Source organism: Mesorhizobium sp. M0715 (assembly GCF_040320355.1).
Taxonomy (GTDB): domain Bacteria; phylum Pseudomonadota; class Alphaproteobacteria; order Rhizobiales; family Rhizobiaceae; genus Mesorhizobium.
The window spans coordinates 59,033-76,750 of record NZ_JAMYPL010000016.1 but is presented as its reverse complement, the minus strand read 5'-3'; the positions used below and the strand labels follow the sequence as shown (position 1 = coordinate 76,750).

Annotated in this window: 11 protein-coding genes; 8 read left to right on the top strand and 3 right to left on the bottom strand. The window is 65.6% G+C overall.

The features are described from left to right. Positions 1-67: 67 nt before the first annotated feature. Entirely contained in the window at positions 68-1,552 is a 1,485-nt protein-coding gene (locus NKI21_RS19445; RefSeq protein ID WP_352442252.1) for an esterase-like activity of phytase family protein, read from the bottom strand. Positions 1,553-1,847: 295 nt separating this feature from the next. Between NKI21_RS19445 and NKI21_RS19440 the strand changes: the two genes are divergently transcribed. Further along, entirely contained in the window at positions 1,848-4,259 is a 2,412-nt protein-coding gene (locus NKI21_RS19440; protein ID WP_352442253.1) for a GcvT family protein, read from the top strand. A gap of 12 nt (positions 4,260-4,271) precedes the next feature. Then, on the top strand, positions 4,272-5,825 hold the full coding sequence (locus NKI21_RS19435; RefSeq protein ID WP_352442254.1) for a trimethylamine methyltransferase family protein: 1,554 nt from the start codon (positions 4,272-4,274) through the stop codon (positions 5,823-5,825). Between the two features lie 142 nt (positions 5,826-5,967). Here NKI21_RS19435 and NKI21_RS19430 read toward each other — a convergent pair whose 3' ends face one another. Then, positions 5,968-6,993, bottom strand: coding sequence for a LacI family DNA-binding transcriptional regulator (locus tag NKI21_RS19430; protein ID WP_352442255.1), 1,026 nt, complete (start codon positions 6,991-6,993; stop codon positions 5,968-5,970). 197 nt (positions 6,994-7,190) lie between these two features. Here NKI21_RS19430 and NKI21_RS19425 point away from each other — a divergent pair, with 197 nt between their 5' ends. The 5 genes from NKI21_RS19425 (at position 7,191) to NKI21_RS19405 (ending at position 12,177) form a co-directional block, all read left to right on the top strand. Then, positions 7,191-8,222 carry a Gfo/Idh/MocA family protein gene (locus NKI21_RS19425; protein ID WP_352866827.1) on the top strand — a complete coding sequence of 344 codons (1,032 nt, stop codon included), beginning with the start codon at positions 7,191-7,193 and terminating at the stop codon, positions 8,220-8,222. Then, positions 8,219-9,127: a sugar phosphate isomerase/epimerase family protein gene (locus NKI21_RS19420; RefSeq protein WP_128303517.1), complete on the top strand. Its 909-nt coding sequence runs from the start codon at positions 8,219-8,221 to the stop codon at positions 9,125-9,127. The genes NKI21_RS19425 and NKI21_RS19420 overlap by 4 nt, the downstream gene beginning before the upstream one ends. A gap of 103 nt (positions 9,128-9,230) precedes the next feature. Next, positions 9,231-10,244, top strand: coding sequence for a substrate-binding domain-containing protein (locus NKI21_RS19415; RefSeq protein ID WP_352674441.1), 1,014 nt, complete (start codon positions 9,231-9,233; stop codon positions 10,242-10,244). 89 nt (positions 10,245-10,333) lie between these two features. Continuing rightward, positions 10,334-11,131: an ATP-binding cassette domain-containing protein gene (locus tag NKI21_RS19410; protein ID WP_023813110.1), complete on the top strand. Its 798-nt coding sequence runs from the start codon at positions 10,334-10,336 to the stop codon at positions 11,129-11,131. Next, on the top strand, positions 11,128-12,177 hold the full coding sequence (locus NKI21_RS19405) for an ABC transporter permease (protein WP_128303519.1): 1,050 nt from the start codon (positions 11,128-11,130) through the stop codon (positions 12,175-12,177). The genes NKI21_RS19410 and NKI21_RS19405 overlap by 4 nt, the downstream gene beginning before the upstream one ends. 281 nt (positions 12,178-12,458) lie before the next feature. Here the strand turns inward: NKI21_RS19405 and NKI21_RS19400 are convergent, their stop codons facing one another. Next, the gene (locus tag NKI21_RS19400) at positions 12,459-15,128 is read right to left on the bottom strand and encodes an ATP-dependent helicase (protein ID WP_352866820.1); all 2,670 of its coding nucleotides are present in this window, start codon (positions 15,126-15,128) and stop codon (positions 12,459-12,461) included. Positions 15,129-15,380: 252 nt separating this feature from the next. Between NKI21_RS19400 and NKI21_RS19395 the strand changes: the two genes are divergently transcribed. After that, positions 15,381-17,696, top strand: coding sequence for a glucose/quinate/shikimate family membrane-bound PQQ-dependent dehydrogenase (locus tag NKI21_RS19395; RefSeq protein WP_352866817.1), 2,316 nt, complete (start codon positions 15,381-15,383; stop codon positions 17,694-17,696). Positions 17,697-17,718: the final 22 nt, after the last annotated feature.

Sequence of the window (17,718 nt, the reverse complement as noted above, 5' to 3'; positions counted from 1 at the left end):
TGCCCCGTTCATGCCCAGCCGCTGCCCCCAGCGGACGCGCCAAGCGCGCCCGTCCGTGCAGTGGTCGTTACTTCTTGGCCAGACCCGGCAGCGTGACCTGATAGACCAGGAACATGGTGTCGACATTGGCGCCGTCTTCCGCCTTGTAGGGCGCGCCAACCTGGAAACCGTCCTGGGCAAGGAAGTCGTTGTCGTTGGCGACGAACAGGAAGTAGTCGTCGGGCAGCTTCGCATCGAGCACGCTGACCACTGACATCGCCTCCCACTTCTCGGACAGGTTATCCTGGTCGTTGGGCGCGCCATTGTGCAGGCCGAAGCGGCCGAGCTCGGCACTGTCGTTGATGTCGATGAATGGCGTCAGCTTGGCCGGTGTCACCGATGGGTCGACGACGCCCTTGGGGGCGACCGGCTTGTCAGCGGCGTCGAAGGCGCCGCCGGCGATGTCGGTCGCGGCCGAGACGTCGACGACGAAGATCTGGCGCACAAGCGAGGTGTCGCCCTTCAGCCCCTGGCCGTTGCCGCTGTCGCGCGCCAGCATCAGGAAGGTCTTGTCGGAGAGCGCCACGATCTCGCTCTGCGCGGCGACCTTGGTCTTGCCCTTGGCATCCTTGAACACCGGCAGCGGCACGACATACTCATGCGCCAGCTTGAGGTGGGCGGGGTCGGACGCGTCATAGACCAGCGCACGCGTGTTCTGGCGCGTCGCGGGAGAATCGCCGCCGTCCTGCCTTGTCGCCGACTGCAGCACGGCGATCAGGAACTTGCCGTCGGGCGTCATTGCCATGCCTTCGAGGCCTTGATTGTTCTGGCGGCCGGTTTCGGGATCCTTCGGATCGGGCTCGGCGGCACCGGGTCCCGGATTGTCCGAGGCGAAGTTCGGCGTGCCGTGGCGCATCGGCACGAGGGCGGCCGGTGGCTGGGTTGCCGACAGCAGATGCCCGTCGGCGGAAAACCGATAGATGTTCGGGCCGTATTCGTCGGAGATGAACATCGAACCATCGGGCAGCCGCACGATCGCCTCGTTGTCGAGCGCCAGCTTGCCATTGTCGGCTTGCGGCAGGATCGGCATGTCGCCGCTTGCCGCGCGCACGCCGTTGAGCGGATCGAGGCCTGTGGCATCAGCCCCCTTGTCGTCGGTAAGAAGCATGGTGTCGGCGAGCGTTGCCTTGACGCCGGTCTGCCGCTGGCCGGCAGCAGGTGCCGCATCTGGTGCCACCGGGGTAAACTCGATGCCGATGGTGTTGAGGCGCGGCCGGTAGTCGGTGGTACCGACGACATTGTAGCCGCGATCCGGCAGCAGCCAGAGCGAACCTTTGTAGCCAGCGGCCTCATGCGTCCAGCCTGATGTGTCGATCGACATGCCGGAGCCCGAACCAAACGTCTCGCCGAACTTGTCGCGCTGAGCGGCCGGGATGCGACCGACGCCGACCAGCCCTTTGTTGACAAAGCTCGTGCCGCCGACGGTCGCGGTGCTGTCGGCGAGGGCCGGCGTCAAGGCGGTGAACAAGGCCAGCGCGACGCCGAGCGACGCGGTTCGATACAGGTGTTTCATGGATAATCCTCTTTGTGCCGGATGTGCCGCGGGACGAAAAAACTGAAAGAGGCGCGACATCGATGATGCCGCGCAGGCCTCCCCGAAACGCGGTCTACGGCGCGAACATGATGCTTGCGTGACAGCGCGCAGTGCATGCCGGCGGTCTTCTTCACGTGCCGATAGAAACGTGCGCCTGGCGGAAGATCATTCCGTCAGTCTCAGACCGGCAAAAAAAGCCGCGCGCGCTGGTCCTGGACACTTATGTCTAGTGCGTATATAGTCCGGCCTTCGGACCAACCGTGGAGGGGAAGCCTTGAAGTCGCACTACCGCGCAGTCGTCATCGGAGGTGGCGTGGTGGGAGCCTCGGTGCTCTACCATTTGACGCGGTTCGGCTGGAGCGATGTGGCGCTGATCGAGCGCGCCGAACTGACGGCCGGTTCGACGTGGCACGCGGCGGCAGGCTTCCATGCGCTCAACGCGGATCCCAACGTGGCGGCGCTGCAGGACTACACCATCAATCTCTACCGGGAGATCGAGGCCGAATCCGGCTGGGATATCGGCCTGCACATGACGGGCGGCGTCAACATCGCCAGCGATCCCGCGCGCTGGGAGTGGCTGAAATCGGCTTGGGCGGTGTTCCAGTCGGTTGGCATCGAGACCGCGCGCCTCGTCACGCCCGACGAGATCAAGGCGATCTGCCCGATCGTCGACGTCTCCGGCGTGCTTGGCGGTCTGCATGATTCCAACGAAGGCCATCTCGACCCGTACGGTACGACGCACGCCTATGCCGGCGCTGCAAAAAAGCGCGGCGCCGACATCATACTGCGCAACCGGGTGGTCGAGTTGAAGCCGCGCGCCGACGGTCGCTGGGATGTCGTCACGGAGCAGGGCACCATCATCGCCGAGCATGTCGTCAATGCCGGCGGGCTGTGGGCAAAGCAGCTCGGTCGCATGGCCGGCGTCGACCTGCCGGTGACGCCGATGGAGCACCATTATTTCATCACTGAGGACATTCCCGAGATCGCGGCGCTGGACAAGGAAATCGGCATCGCCGTCGATCTCGACGGCTTTTCGTATCTCCGGCAGGAGCGCAAGGGCGTGCTGCTGGGCGTTTACGAGCAGAACCCGAAGCACTGGAACATGGATGGCGCGCCATGGGACTACGGCATCGAACTGATCCCGGAAGACATCGATCGCATCAGCCCGGAACTCGCCAAGGCGCATGAGCGCTTCCCTTGCTTGGCGACGGCCGGCATCCGCAAATGGGTCAACGGCGCCTTCACCTTCACGCCGGACGGCAATCCGATTGTCGGGCCGGTGCGCGGGCTGAAGAATTACTGGGTCGCCTGCGGCGTCATGGCCGGTTTCAGCCAGGGCGGCGGCGTCGGCAAGTCGCTGGCCGAATGGATGATTTTCGGCGAACCGCAGGCCGACATCTTTGGCATGGACATTGCCCGCTACGGCGCCTTCGCCGCCAACCGGGAATATCTCAAGCAGACGACACGCCAGTTCTATTCGCGCCGCTTCGTCATGACCTTTCCCAATGAGCGGCTGCCCGCCGGCCGGCCGCTGAAACGCCCCGGCGCCTATGACGGCATGACGGCCGCGGGATGCGAATGGACAGCGTCGTGGGGGCTGGAAATCCCGGCCTATTTCGCGCCGATGGGATTTGCCGAGAACACGACGCTGCGGCGCTCCAACGCCTTCGACATCGTCGGCGACGAGGCGCTGCAGGTGCGGCGCGCCGCCGGTCTCGTCGATATCTCGGCCTATTCGCGCTATGCGGTGGCGGGGCCAAGTGCGGAAGCCTGGCTCGACCGGCTGCTCGCCTGCAGGCTGCCGAAGCCGGGGCGGGCCGGCCTGGCGCCGATGCTCGGTCATGACGGACGGCTGAAGGGCGACCTCACCGTCTTCAACTGGGGCGGCGGCAGCTATTGGCTGATGGGCTCCTACTATCTCCGGGAATTCCACATGCGCTGGTTCGAGAGCCATGCGGCTGAAGGCGTCACCGTCGACGACCTCTCCGACACGATGAGCGGCTTTCTGCTGACGGGGCCGAACGCGCGCAAAATACTGGAGCGAACGACGCATCAGGATGTTTCCGGCGCAGCGCTGCCGTTCATGGCCTGCGGCGCATTTGATATCGGCATGGTGCAGGCACGTGTTGCGCGGCTGTCGATATCAGGCGAACTCGGCTTCGAAATCAGTTGCCCCGTGACCATGCATGCCACTCTGCGCGACACGCTGCTGGGCGCTGGCGAGGATCTGGGCCTTGCCGAAATCGGCTACTATGCGCTCAATGCGCTGCGGCTGGAGAAGAGCTTTGGCATCTGGTCGCGCGAATTCACGCAAGGCTACACGCCGGGCCAGACCGGTCTCGACCGGTTCATCGCTTTCGGCAAGAGCGACTTCATCGGCCGCGAAGCGGCGTTGAAGGAGCGCGACGCCGGTGCCTCGCAGCGGATCGTGACGCTGGAGATCGACGCTATTGATGCCGATGCCAGCGGTTTCGAGCCAGTCTGGCATGACAGTCGGCGCGTCGGTTTCGTCACCTCGGGCGGATTTGGTTACACGATCGGCAAGAGCGTCGCACTGGCGTTGGTGGACGACGATTTTGCCGAGGAGGGGACGGCGCTTTCGGTGCACATTGTGGGCGTCGAGCGGCCGGCACGCGTCATCGCGGCCTCGCCCTACGACCCCGAGGGCAAGGCGATGCGGCAATGAGGAGAATACACCATGGTCGATGACGCGGCACGGGACAGCAGGCGCGAGCGCCGGCGTGGACGCACGGGCGAGGCAGGCAGCGAAAGCAGCCGCCGGCCCAATTATCATTCGCTGAAGAATCCGTTCCTGCCGCAGCCGATCTTCTCGGATGATCAGGTCGTCGCCATCCATGACACGGCGTTGCGCGTGCTGGAAGAGCTCGGCATCAAGGTGCTGCTGCCGCAGGCGCGTGAGCTTTTCGCCAATGCCGGCGCCCTGGTCGATCCGGACACCGACATGGTGCGCATCGGGCGCGACATGGTGACGGCGGCACTCGCCTCGGCGCCGAGATCGATCCACGCTCATGCCGGTTCGCGCGCCCGCGATCTGATGCTGGAGCTCGGCTCGATGACCTTCCTGGCCGGGAGCGGAGCACCGAACGTCACCGATCTCGAGCGCGGCCGGCGGCCGGGAACACTGGCGGATTTCGAGGATCTCATGCGGCTGGTGCAGCATTTCGACGTGCTGCATATGCTGGGGCCCTGCATCGAACCGCAGGATGTCGACAACCGCTTTCGGCACTATGCCGTCAACCGCGCGCAGCTGACGCTGTCGGACAAGTTTCCATTCGTCTTCGCGCGCGGTACGCCGCAGGTCGAGGACGGGTTCGAGATGCTGCGGCTGGCGCGCGGCCTGTCGCAGGACGAGTTTCTGGCAAATGCATATTGCTACACCGTCATCAACACCAACTCGCCGCGCCAGCTCGACATCCCGATGGCGCAAGGCATCATCGATTTCGCCCGCGCGGGCCAAATCTCCGTCATCACGCCGTTCTGCCTGGCAGGCGCCATGGCGCCGATCACGGTGGCCGGCGCGTTGACGCTGCAGCACGCCGAAGCGCTGGCCGGGCTGACGCTGGCGCAGATCGTGCGGCCGGGTGCGCCGGTCGTCTATGGCTCGTTCTCCTCCAATGTCGACATGAAATCCGGCGCGCCAGCCTTCGGTACGCCCGAGCATGTCAAGGCGACGCTGGGCGCCGGTCAGCTGGCGCGCTTCACCGGGCTGCCGTGGCGGTCCGGCGGCGGCAGTGCCGCAAACATCTCGGATGCGCAGGCCGCGCACGAAACGCAGTTCGCGCTGTGGGGTTCGGTGCTGGCTGGGGCGACGATGTGCATCCATGCCGCCGGCTGGCTGGAGGGCGGCCTCAGTGTCTCCTTCGAGAAGCTGATCACCGACATCGAGGCGCTGCAGACGGTGGCTGAACTTTGTGCCGCGACGCCCGGCGACACCGATACGATCGGCTTCGAGGCGATCGCCGAGGTGCAGCCGGGCGGCCACTTCTTCTCGGCCGGCCACACCATGGCGCGCTACCGCACCGCCTTCTACGAACCGCTGGTGGCCGACTGGTCGAATTTCGGCAACTGGACGCAGAGCGGCTCGAAGACGGCGAGCGAGCGCGCCACCGGTGTCTGGAGACGGGTGCTTTCCGATTTCGCGCCGCCGGCAACGGCTGCCGCCACCGCCGGCGTGCTGGATGAGTTTATCGCGCGGCGCACGGCAGAGGGCGGAGCGGCGCCGGTGTCTTAAGGCCGGCTCTCGCTGATCGCCCTGGTTGTGGCGCGATCCGGAGCCTACAGCGCCTCCCGCGCATTCAAGGTTGCGGCCGGTGCACTGCGGCACCGGTGTGCTGTTTGAGGGGAGGACGACATCGGCGGTCCTGCTGCCACCATCAATCGCTGTCGCGCGCGACCAGCTCCAGCGGCCAGACCTCGCGGATGATCCGTGGACCCTCGGGGCCGGCGAAGGCCGGGATCGAGGCCAGCAGCATTTCCGCGAGGCGTTGTCCCATTGGCTCCAGCGCCGGGCGGAAGGCGGTCAGCGCCGGGGAAAAATAGCGGCAGAGCGGCGTGTCGACGATGACGGTCACCGCGATGTCGTGGCCCGGCCGGATGCCCATCTCGGCCAGCGCCTTGCAGCCGCCCAGCGCCATTGCATCATTGTTGAAGATGATGGCGGTCGGCGGGGCCTTGGAGCGCATCACCTGAGGCGTCACCTCGTAGCCGCCGGCCTCGTTGATGAAGCCGGAGGCGATCAGCTCGGGGTCGATCTCGATGCCGTGCCGCTTCAGGGCCTTGCGGTAGCCGGCCAGGAACAAATAGCCGAAGTTGAGGTCGAGCGACGGACGGACGGCGGCGATGCGGCGGTGGCCGCGCGCCACCAGGCGGTCGACGGCGTCGGCGCCGGCCTTCTCGAAATCGAGGTCGAGGGAAGGATAGGACTTGGCCCCGGAGCGACTGCGGCCGAGCGTGGCGAAGGGAAAGCCGGCTTGCGTGAGATAGTCGATGCGCTCGTCCTCGCGCCGCGTCCAGGCCAGCAGCACCGCGTCGGCGCGGCGCGTTTCGACGACACGGCGCAGGCGCTCCTGCTGGTAGTCGCCCGGCGCCCCCATGACCACGGTCAGGTCGAGCCCGCTTTCGGCAAGCCTGGCCTGCAGCCCGATCAGGAATGGAATGAAGAACGGCTCGCCATATTGCTGGTCACCGGGATGCGGCTGCAGCATGAAGGCGATCGAATGGGTGGCGCCTTGCCTCAGGCTGCGGCCGGACTGGTTCGGCGAATAGTTGAGCGTCCTGGCCGCCTCGAGCACGCGCTTGCGTGTGTCGGCATTTACATCGGCGCGGCCGTTCAGCGCTCGCGACACCGTGCCGATCGATATGTTCAAGTGACGGGCAAGGTCGTGAATGCTGGACGCCAAGAGACTGTTCTCCCCCTTGCTTGGCTAGCACCGGTAGCCGCTCAGGCCAAGGCGGTAAGACGAATTTCGCCAAGGGCCAATTGACATTCTACGCCTCCGGGTGTGTTCTCGTAAACGTTTACGGAAAAACGTTTACGGTCCTGCCGTAGATGCCGTGACGATCGGTCTGGAGGGACCGAGCGGAGGAGGAGCGCTGGATGATCGATGTCGTCCTGGTCGGCTGCGGAGCGATGAGCAAGGCCTGGCTCGATGCCATCAGGCAGATCCACGGGCTCACCCTTGTCGGCCTCGTGGATCTCGATGCCGACAGGGCACGGGCGAGGGCGCGCGAATACGATCTCACCAATGCCTTCATCGGCAGCAATCTCGACGCCGTGCTCGACGAGACCAAACCGCAAGCGGTATTCGATGTCGTGGTCCCCGCCGCACGGCGCGACATTGCGCTGTCCGCCTTTGCTCACAATTGCCATCTGCTGACGGAAAAGCCGCTCGCCGACAGTCGGGAAAATGCGCGCGCCATCGTCGAGGCCGCTCGCCGCGCCGGGCGCATCCATGCGGTCGTGCAGAACCGCCGCTATGTCGCCAATGTCAGGCGCATCCGCAGGTTCCTGGATTCCGGCGCCATTGGTACGCCGACCAGCATCCACGCCGACTTCTTCGTCGCGCCGCATTTCGGCGGCTTTCGCGAGGAGATGGCGCATGTGCTGCTGCTCGACATGGCGATCCACACCTTCGACGCCGCCCGCTACATGGTCGCCGGCGAGCCGGCCAATGTCTATTGCCAGGAATGGGAGCCGGCCAATTCCTGGTACCGGCAGGGATCGTCGGCCAACGCCGTCTTCGATCTCGGCCGCGGCAAGGTCTTCACCTATGCCGGCAGCTGGTGCGCCGCCGGCTTCCGCACCAGTTGGGAAAGTACATGGCGCATCGTCGCCGAGCGCGGCAGCCTCATCTGGGACGGTCATGACGACCTGAGGGCAGAAGCAGTGATGCCGGGCCGCGACGGAATGTTCGACAAAACCCAGCCGATCGCGGTGCCGCCGCTCGATGCGTCCGATCGCGTCGGCGGCCATCTCGGCATTCTCCAGGATTTCGTGGACGCCATCGAGACCGGCACCGAGCCGGAAACGCGCGGCGCCGACAACATCAAGAGCCTGGCCATGGTTTTCGGCGCCATCGAAAGCGCCGAGACCGGCCGCCGCGTGACAATCGCAGAGGACGCACAATGACGCCGAACCCGCTTCTCGACATCCGGATCGGCACCATGGTGCGGGCCAATCTCGACGACCCGGCGGCTTACGTCAAACAGATCCTGCCGCTCGGCTTCGAGAGCATCCAACCCTTCTTCTGGCAGACGCTTGGCGGCAAGGACCTGCCGCTTCTCGCCGGCCAGATCCGCGAGGCGATCGGCGATGCCGACGTCACCGTGTCCTCGCTCGGCGTGTTCGGCAATCCGCTGGAAGACGGCGAGGTCGACCGCGGCGTGCTCAAGGCCTGGGAGACGGTGATCGACAACGCGCATCTGTTCGGCACCTCGATGGTCAGCGGCTTCACCGGCCGCCTGCGCGGCAAACCTCTGCCGGACAGCCTGCCGCGCTTCAAGGAGGTCTGGGGACCGCTGGCCAAGCGCGCCGCCGACAAGGGCGTCCGCATCGCCTTCGAGAACTGCGCCATGGACGGCAACTGGGCCGCCGGCGACTGGAATATCGCCCACAATCCGGACGCCTGGGAGATGATGTTCAACGAAGTGCCGGACGACAATCTGGGCCTCGAATGGGAGCCCTGCCACCAGCTCGTCTATCTGATCGATCCGATGCCGCAGATCCGCAAATGGGCGCCGCGCATCTTCCATGTGCACGGCAAGGACGCGACGGTGCGTTGGGACGTGATCCGCGAGCATGGCGTGTTCGGCCGGCTGCCCTTCGTGCAGATGCGCACGCCTGGTTTCGGCGACAGCGACTGGACCCGGGTGATCAGCGAATTGCGACTGGCCGGCTACAAGGGGGCCATCGATATCGAAGGCTGGCACGACCCGGTCTATCGCGGCGACCTCGAGATCACCGGCCAGGTGCGGGCGCTGGAATATCTCAAGCAATGCCGGGGAGGGGCCAGCTACCTGCCGAACCCGATGTGAGGATCGGCCGGCGGGAGGAGCCGGCCGGGATGTCTGTAGCGCGCATTGCCGAAGCGAATGTCGAAACCCCTCGCTTGCGAGGACAAAAAGGGAGGATAAGTGCATGAGCATGACGATGAGAAGGACAGTTCTGCGCTCGACCGTCGTGGCCGCCGCCACGGTGCTTGCCGCTGCGATCTCCACCTTGCCCGCGCAGGCGCTCGACGCCAAATGGTGCAAGGATGTCCACATCCGCTTCTTCGTCGGCGGCGCCGAGGGCGACGCTTTCGGCACCATCGTCTATAATGGCGCCAAGCAGGCAGAGACCGATCTCGGGCCGAAGGTCGACTACATCTTCTCCCAGTGGGACATCGAAAAGATGGTGCAGCAACTGCGCGAGGCCGTCGCGGTCAAGCCCAACGGCATCGCCATGATGGGCCATCCGGGCGACGCGTCGATCATGCCGCTCGCCGAACAGGCGCACAAGGACGACATCAAGATGATGTATCAGAACGTGCCGGTGCCGAAGGTGATGGCGGCATTTGGCGGCGGCTATGTCGGCGCCCAGCAGGAACAGCAGGGCCGCGCGCTCGGCGCCGAGGCGTTCAAGCTCGGCAAGCTGAAGGCCGGCGACAAGGCGATCATGATCGGTCCGTTCGAAAACGAAAGTCGCGGCGCGCGCGAGCGCGGCACGGTGGCGGCGCTCAAGGAGGCCGGCGTCGAGGTCATCCAGCTGTCCTCACCGCCGAGCGGCGAATGGGCGTCCGATCCCAATCTGGCCATTCCGGTGATCACCGCGGCGCTGCTCAACAATCCCGACGTCAAGGCGGTCGGCTATCCCGGCGGGCAGATGCTCGGCAATGTCTCGACCTACATGCAGGCGGCGGGACGCAAGGCGGGCGAGATCTTCAATTTCGGCTTTGACACCAGTCCGCAGATCGTCGAGGGCTTCAAGGGCGGCTGGGTGCAATTGACCGCCGACCAGCAACCGTTCCTGCAGGGCTATCTGCCGATCCTCAGCCTCTGCCAGCAGGTGGTGCTGGGGCTGGCGCCGATGAATGTCGACACCGGCGCCGGCTTCGTCACGCCCGAAAATTACGAGATCGTCGCCGAGCTCGCCAAGCAGGCGCTGCGCTGACCTCCCAAGCCGCCGGCCGGGATCTCAGGCCCCGGCCGGTGGGACCGCTGGCGACGAAGCCGGCAAGCGACAATCAAAGCGAGGATCCGATGGCAGAACGCCTCATCGAACTGCGCGACATCAGCAAATCCTATGGCCAGGTCTATGCACTGGGCGGGGTCAATCTCAGCGTCGACCGCGGCGAGGTCGTCGGCCTGCTCGGCGACAATGGCGCCGGCAAGTCGACGCTGATCAAGATCCTCTCCGGCGTGGTCAAGCCGACCAGTGGCGAAATCCTCGTGCGCGGCAAGCCGGTGACCGGGTGGAGCGCCGCGCGTTCCCGCGAGGCCGGCATCGAGACGGTGTTCCAGGACCGGGCGCTGGCCGTGCAGCAGACCATCGTTCGCAACATCTTCATGGGCCGCGAGCTGACCGGATTCCTGGGCTTTCTCAGGGTCAACAAGGAGATCGAGGAGGCAAGCCGGCTGATGCGCGAGATCGGCTTCACCTCGAAAGTGTTCACGCCGCAGTCGATCGTCGGCCAGCTTTCGGGTGGCGAGCGCCAGGGCGTGGCGATCGCCCGCGCCATCTACAAGCAGGCGGAGTTGATCGTCCTCGACGAGCCGACGACGGCGTTGTCGCTGACCGAAACCGCCAAGGTGTTCCATTTCGTGCGCCAGGTGCGGGCGAGCGGCCGCTCGATCCTGTTCATCGGCCACAACATCCATCATGTCTTCGACATCGCCGACCGCTTCGTCGTGCTCGACCGCGGCAAGGTCGCACTGACGACCGACCGCAGCGAGGTCAAGTCGGCCGAAGATCTCATCAACTTCATGGAAGAGGTCGCGCATCCCGGCGGATTGGCCGGGCTGCACGATGCCGGCGACGCGGAGCAGAGAGCACGATGAGCAAGACCATGGAGCCCGATCTGCACGAGCCGTCCGCCGGCATTCCCCGCCCCAGTGCCCAGAAAGAGTGGAAACACCCATCCGATCACTGGATGCGCGGCTTCATCCTCGACAACCGTGCCGCGCTCGGCACGCTCGCCGTGTTCATCGTCATGATGACGGTGTTCCTGATCGCCAACCCGACCGTCTTCACCACCTGGTATCTCTACCGCTCGGTGCTGACGACGCTGCCGGTGGCGCTGTTCGTGGTGGTGCCGCTGGTGTTCGTCGTCACCTGCGGTGAGATCGACCTGTCGTTTCCGGCAACGATGGGTTTTGCCTCATGGGTCTTCGCGCTGGTCGTGCAGGCCGGCTACGATCCGTTTCTCGGCATCGCCGCGGCGCTCGTCACCGGCATGCTGCTCGGCTTCCTGGTAGGCTCGCTGGTCGTCTATGGCGGACTGTCATCGCTGATCGCCACGCTCGGCATGAATTTCCTGCTGCGCGGCCTGATCCAGATCATCAACGAAGGCAAGTCGATGGCGCTGACCAGCCTCAGCGACAGCTGGGCCTACACGATCTTCTCAAGCCAGCTCCTGGGCATTCCGGTGCAGATCTTCTGGGCCATCGGCTTCGTCGTACTGTCGGCGATGCTCTATAACAGGCATCGCTTCGGCGCGCAGGTGAGGGTGGTGGGCGACAATCCCGACAGCGCCCAGCAAATGGGCATCGACGTCAAGCGCGTGCGGGTGAAAGTGTTCGTCTTCGTCGGCATCGGTGCGGCGCTCGCCGGCACCTTCTCGGTGATGATCAACTTCACCTGGTGGCCGACCGCCGGCGATGGCTATCTCTTGCCGGTGCTGGCCTCGGTGTTCGTCGGCGGCACGCCGACCTGGGGCGGCATCGGCACCGTGGTCGGCGGCGCCATCGGCGCCGTCACCGTGTCGTTCATCCAGACCGGCGTCGTCGCGGCGGGCCTCAGCGGTTTCTACGTCCAGTTCTTCAACGGCCTGATCATCATCCTGTCGCTGCTCGGGCATAAGTGGAACCAGGCAAGGTATCGGTGAGGGCTGTTTCGTTGGCGAACCGCATGCCTTGCGCGGACGCCCATCATTTCGTCATCCACGGGCGAAGCAAGGAGCGTAGCGACGCGGCGCAGACCCGAGGATCCATGCCGCGACTTAAAAGTACCGCTGCGGTTGTGGAATTCTGCTCCGCTGCATTTCTGGGCGAAGGTCGCGGCATGGATCCTCGGGTCTCCGCGACGTCGCTTCGCTCCTGCTCCGCCCGTGGATGACGAAGGTGGGGCTTCCGCCAGAGAATGGTCGCTTGTAGGGCAAGCGGGCGCTCACACCGCCGCGACGAACCCGTCCAGCACGCGCTTCTGGCCGGCCTTGTCGAAGTCGATGGTCAGCTTGTTGCCTTCGATCGCGGAAATGTTGCCGTTGCCGAATTTCTGGTGGAAGACGCGGTCGCCGACGTTGAAGGCGGATGGCGTGTCGGAGACGGATTTGGCGACCAGTTCGCCGTCGATGGTGCGGCCTTTGACCGAGGTGCGGCCGGCGCCGTAGCCGGAGTCGGTTTCGCCATAGCCGATGCGCTCGACCTGGTGGCCGGAGCGCGAGCCCCAGTTGCGGTCGGTCGCCTCGGTGCGGTTGGCCTGGGCGCGCTGCCAGCCCGGCGTCGCATAGGTGTTGGAGAAGGCGCCGGATTTTTCGGTGTCGGCGCCGACATTGTCGAAGCGCGAGGCGCCATAGGGGTTCTGCCGTCCTGCCCCCTGGCCGCCACGGCCGGAGGCAAAAGAACCGCCGCCGTAGGAATTGCCGTAGCCGCCGTAGCTGTTGCCGCTTTCGGCGACCTCGACATGGGCTTCCGGCAGTTCGTCGAGAAAGCGCGACGGGATGGTCGACTGCCACAGGCCGTGGATGCGGCGGTTGGAGACGAACCACAGATGCAGGTTCTTCTTGGCGCGGGTCAGGCCGACATAGGCGAGCCGGCGCTCTTCCTCCAGTCCGGAGCGGCCGCCTTCGTCCAGCGCGCGCTGATGCGGGAACAGGCCTTCTTCCCAGCCGGGCAGGAAGACGGTCTCGAATTCGAGGCCCTTGGCCGAATGCAGCGTCATGATCGAGACGGCGTCGAGCCCGGCGTTCTGCTCGGCGTCCATGACGAGTGCGACGTGCTCGAGGAAGGAGCGCAGCGACTCATACTCCTCCATCGAGCGGATCAGTTCCTTCAGATTCTCCAGCCGGCCAGGCGCTTCGACCGAGCGGTCGTTCTTCCACATGTCGGTGTAGCCGCTCTCTTCGAGAATGGTCTCGGCGAGTTCGGTGTGCGGCGTGGTTTCCAGCGCCTTCTGCCAGCGTTCGAAATTGGCCGCGACTTCGCGCAAGGCGGCGCGGGGCTTCGGCTTCAACTCGTCGCTTTCGGCGAGCTTGGCGGCGGCTTCCAGCATCGGGATGCGCAGCGCGCGCGCCGTGTCGTGGATCTGGCGGATGGTGGCTTCACCAAGGCCGCGCTTGGGCACATTGACGATGCGCTCGAAAGCGAGGTCGTCGGCGCCTTGCGCCACCACGCGGAAGAAGGCCAGCGCATCGCGGATCTCCATGCGCTCGTAGAAACGCGGGCCGCCGATGACGCGGTAGTTGAGGCCGAGTGTGACGAAACGATCCTCGAACTCGCGCATCTGGAACGAGGCGCGGACCAGGATCGCCATGTCGTTGAGATTGTGCTTTTGCCGCTGGTAGGTCTCGATGGTCTCGCCCACGGCGCGCGCTTCCTCCTCGGAATCCCAGGCGGCGTGGACATGCACCTTGCCGTCTTCGGGATCGTTGCGGTCCGTGAACAGCGTCTTGCCGAAGCGGCCCTCATTGTGGGCGATGAGGTGGGAGGCCGCGCCAAGGATATGCGCGGTGGAGCGGTAATTGCGCTCCAGCCGAATGATGGTGGCGCCGGGGAAATCCTTGTCGAAGCGCAGGATGTTGTCGATCTCGGCGCCGCGCCAGCCATAGATGGATTGGTCGTCGTCGCCGACGCAGCAGATGTTGACTTTGTTTTCGCTCGCGGCCGCGCGCTCGCTTCGCTCGCTGGCCTCCGCGGGGGCGGCCTGGCCGGCCGACGCCCGGTCGGGCTTGCGGCCTTCGGCCGATCGCAGGTCCGTCGATGTCGACGCGCGCCCGGCACCGGGCCGCTGCGCCAGGAGCCGCAGCCACATGTACTGGGCGGTGTTGGTGTCCTGGTACTCGTCGACGAGGATGTATTTGAAGCGCTTGTGGTACTCCTTCAGCACGTCCGGATTGGCGCGGAAGATGCGGATCGGGTGGCACAGAAGGTCGCCGAAATCGCAGGCGTTCAGCGTCTTCAGCCGCTCCTGATAGGCCTTGTAGAGTTCGCGACCCTTGCCGTTGGCGAAGGCGCGGGCGTCGCCCTCGGCGATGTCGGCGGGACCTTGCCCCTTGTTCTTCCAGCCGTCGATCATCTGGGCGAACTGCTTGGCCGGCCAGCGCTTGTCGTCCAGACCTTCGGCCTGGATCAGCTGCTTGATCAGCCGTACGACGTCGTCGGTGTCGAGGATGGTGAAGTCGGAGCGCAAACCGGCGAGTTCGGCATGGCGGCGAAGCAGCTTCACGCCAATCGAGTGGAAGGTGCCGAGCCATGGCATACCCTCGACATCGCCTTCGCCGATCAGCACGCCGATGCGGATCTTCATCTCGCGCGCGGCCTTGTTGGTGAAGGTTACCGCGAGGATCTGCGACGGGAACGCCTTGCCGGTGGCGAGGATGTGGGCGATGCGGGTGGTGAGCACGCGGGTCTTGCCGGTGCCGGCGCCGGCTAGCACCAGAACCGGGCCTTCGGTGGTTTCCACCGCCAGCCGCTGCTCGGGGTTCAGCCCCTTCAGATAGTCGCGCGCGTTGTTATGGCCGCTGCGGGCAGCCATGGCGCGCGCGGCGATGCCCGACGGGGCCGTGGGCCGCGCATTGGGTTCGTCGAAAAAGGGCATGTCTTCGGAAAAGCCGGACATCGCCCCGAATGTAGTGATTCGGTGGGGAAAGACCAGAACTGTCTACGTTTTGTTCCGCTAAAGTGCCCGATTGCTGCCCCGCGCTCCCACTGCGGTCGATGTTATCCCAATTGCGATGGACCATTGCGGCTTGCGCTTGAGGCCCGTGCTTGACAGGCGGGACCGTCAGGAGAAAGTTGTGCTTCGGGCAGCGACGCAATGCCGGGTTGCCATGGCCGCGCCGCGAAGCGCAACAGTCGAAGGAGTATCATCTTGGCTGTCACCATCACCTCCCTCATTCTTTTCCTCATCGGCCTGGCACTCGGCGGCGGCGGCATCCGCCTGGCGATGCTGGGCGGCAGCTGGTACTATGTCATTGCCGGCCTTGCCTTCCTGATCGCCGCCTGGCTGCTCTACCGGCGCAGGTCCACCGCACTGTGGCTCTACGCGGTGATCGTGCTCGGCACGCTGGCCTGGGCGGTCTGGGAAACCGGCTTCGATTGGTGGGAACTCGGGCCGCGCGGCGGCATCATCGTGCTTCTCGCCTTGTGGCTGCTGACGCCGTGGGCGAGGCGGGGTCTTGCCGGCCCTGACGGGCGCGCACCGCTGATCCTTGCCGTGCTGGCCTCGCTGGCCGTCGCCGGTTATTCGATGACATCGGACCCGAAGGACATTGCCGGTGAACTCGGCACCGACAAGGTGGTCGCCAACGCCAATCTCGGCAATGATGTGCCGGCCGGCGAGTGGCACTATTACGGCCGCACGCAGTTCGGCCAGCGCTATTCGCCGCTCGACCAGATCACGCCTGACAATGTCGCCAAGCTGCAGCCGGCGTGGACCTACCAGACCGGCGACGTGAAGGGTCCGGACGATGTCGGCGAGACCACCTATCAGGTGACGCCGCTGAAGATCGGCGACACGCTCTACATCTGCACGCCGCACAATTTCGCCATCGCCATCGATGCCGCGAGCGGCAAGGAGAAATGGCGCTTCGATCCCAAGGTCAAGCTCGACAAGGACCGCCAGCACCAGACCTGCCGCGGCGTGGCCTATTATGCCGATGCCGCCGGCGCCGCCGGGCAGCCCTGTGCGACCCGCGTCTACCTGCCGACCTCGGACGCGCGGCTGATCGCGCTCGACGCCGCCAACGGGCAGGTCTGCCCGGCTTTCGCCGAGGGCGGCACGCTGAACCTTCTGACCAACATGCCCTATCCGAAGTCGGGCTATTACTACTCGACCTCGGCCCCGCTGATATCAGGCGGCAAGATCATTGTCGGCGGCGCGGTCAACGACAATTATTCGACGCAGGAGCCGTCCGGTGTCATCCGCGCCTACGACGCTGCCACCGGCGCGCTGGTGTGGAACTGGGATTCCGGCAATCCGGACCAGACGACGCCGCTGCCGGCCGGCCAGACCTATACCGCCAACTCGCCCAACATGTGGTCGACGCCGAGCGCCGACGAGAAGCTCGGCCTGCTCTACGTGCCGCTCGGCAACCAGACGCCGGACCAGCTCGGCGCCGGGCGCAGTGCCAATGTCGAGAAGTTCTCGTCGTCGATCACCGCGCTCGACCTCAACACCGGTCAGGTGCGATGGGTGCGGCAGACCGTGCACCACGATCTCTGGGACATGGACGTACCGGCACAGCCGAGCCTGATCGACATCACCAAACCCGACGGCACGGTGGTGCCGGCGCTGGTCGGACCGACCAAGCAGGGCGACCTCTATGTGCTCGACCGCCGCACCGGCGAGCCGGTCATTGCGGTCAACGAAGTGCCGGCGCCGGGCGGCGCGATCGAAGGCGACCACACATCGCCGACGCAGCCGGTCTCCGATCTCACCTTCATGCCGAAGCTGCTCACCGGCGCCGACATGTGGGGCCTAACCATGTTCGACCAGTTGGCCTGCCGGATCGAATTCCAGGGCCTGCGCTATGAGGGTCGCTATACGCCGCCTTCCGTCCAGGGGTCGCTGATCTACCCCGGCAACTTCGGCACCTTCAACTGGGGCGGCGTCGCCGTCGATCCGGTCCGGCAGGTGCTGTTCGGCATGCCGACCTACCTGGCGTTCAAATCGCAGTTGATCCCGCGCGATCAGGTGCCGCCGCCGGACGAAGGGCGCGGCAGCGAGCAGGGGCTGAACCGCAACGAGGGCGCGCCCTATGCGGTGGTGATGGGACCGTTCCTGTCGCCGCTCGGCATTCCTTGCCAGGCGCCGCCCTGGGGCTATGTCGCCGGCGCCGATCTCAGGACCGGCAAGATCGCCTACAAGCACCGCAACGGCACCGTCTACGATATGACGCCGCTGCCGCTGCCGCTGAAAGTCGGGGTGCCGGGCATCGGCGGGCCGATGATCACGGCTGGCGGCGTCGCCTTCCTGGGGGCCGCGGTCGACGACTATCTGCGCGCCTATGACCTGACATCGGGCAAGCAGCTGTGGCAGGCCAGGCTGCCGGCCGGCGGGCAATCGACGCCGATGACCTATACGGTCGCCGACGGCCGCCAGTTCGTGGTCATCGTCGCCGGCGGCCACGGTTCGGTCGGCACCAAGCCCGGGGATTATGTTATGGCCTACGCGCTGCCGAAGTAGGCGACAGGGTAACGCGATCTTT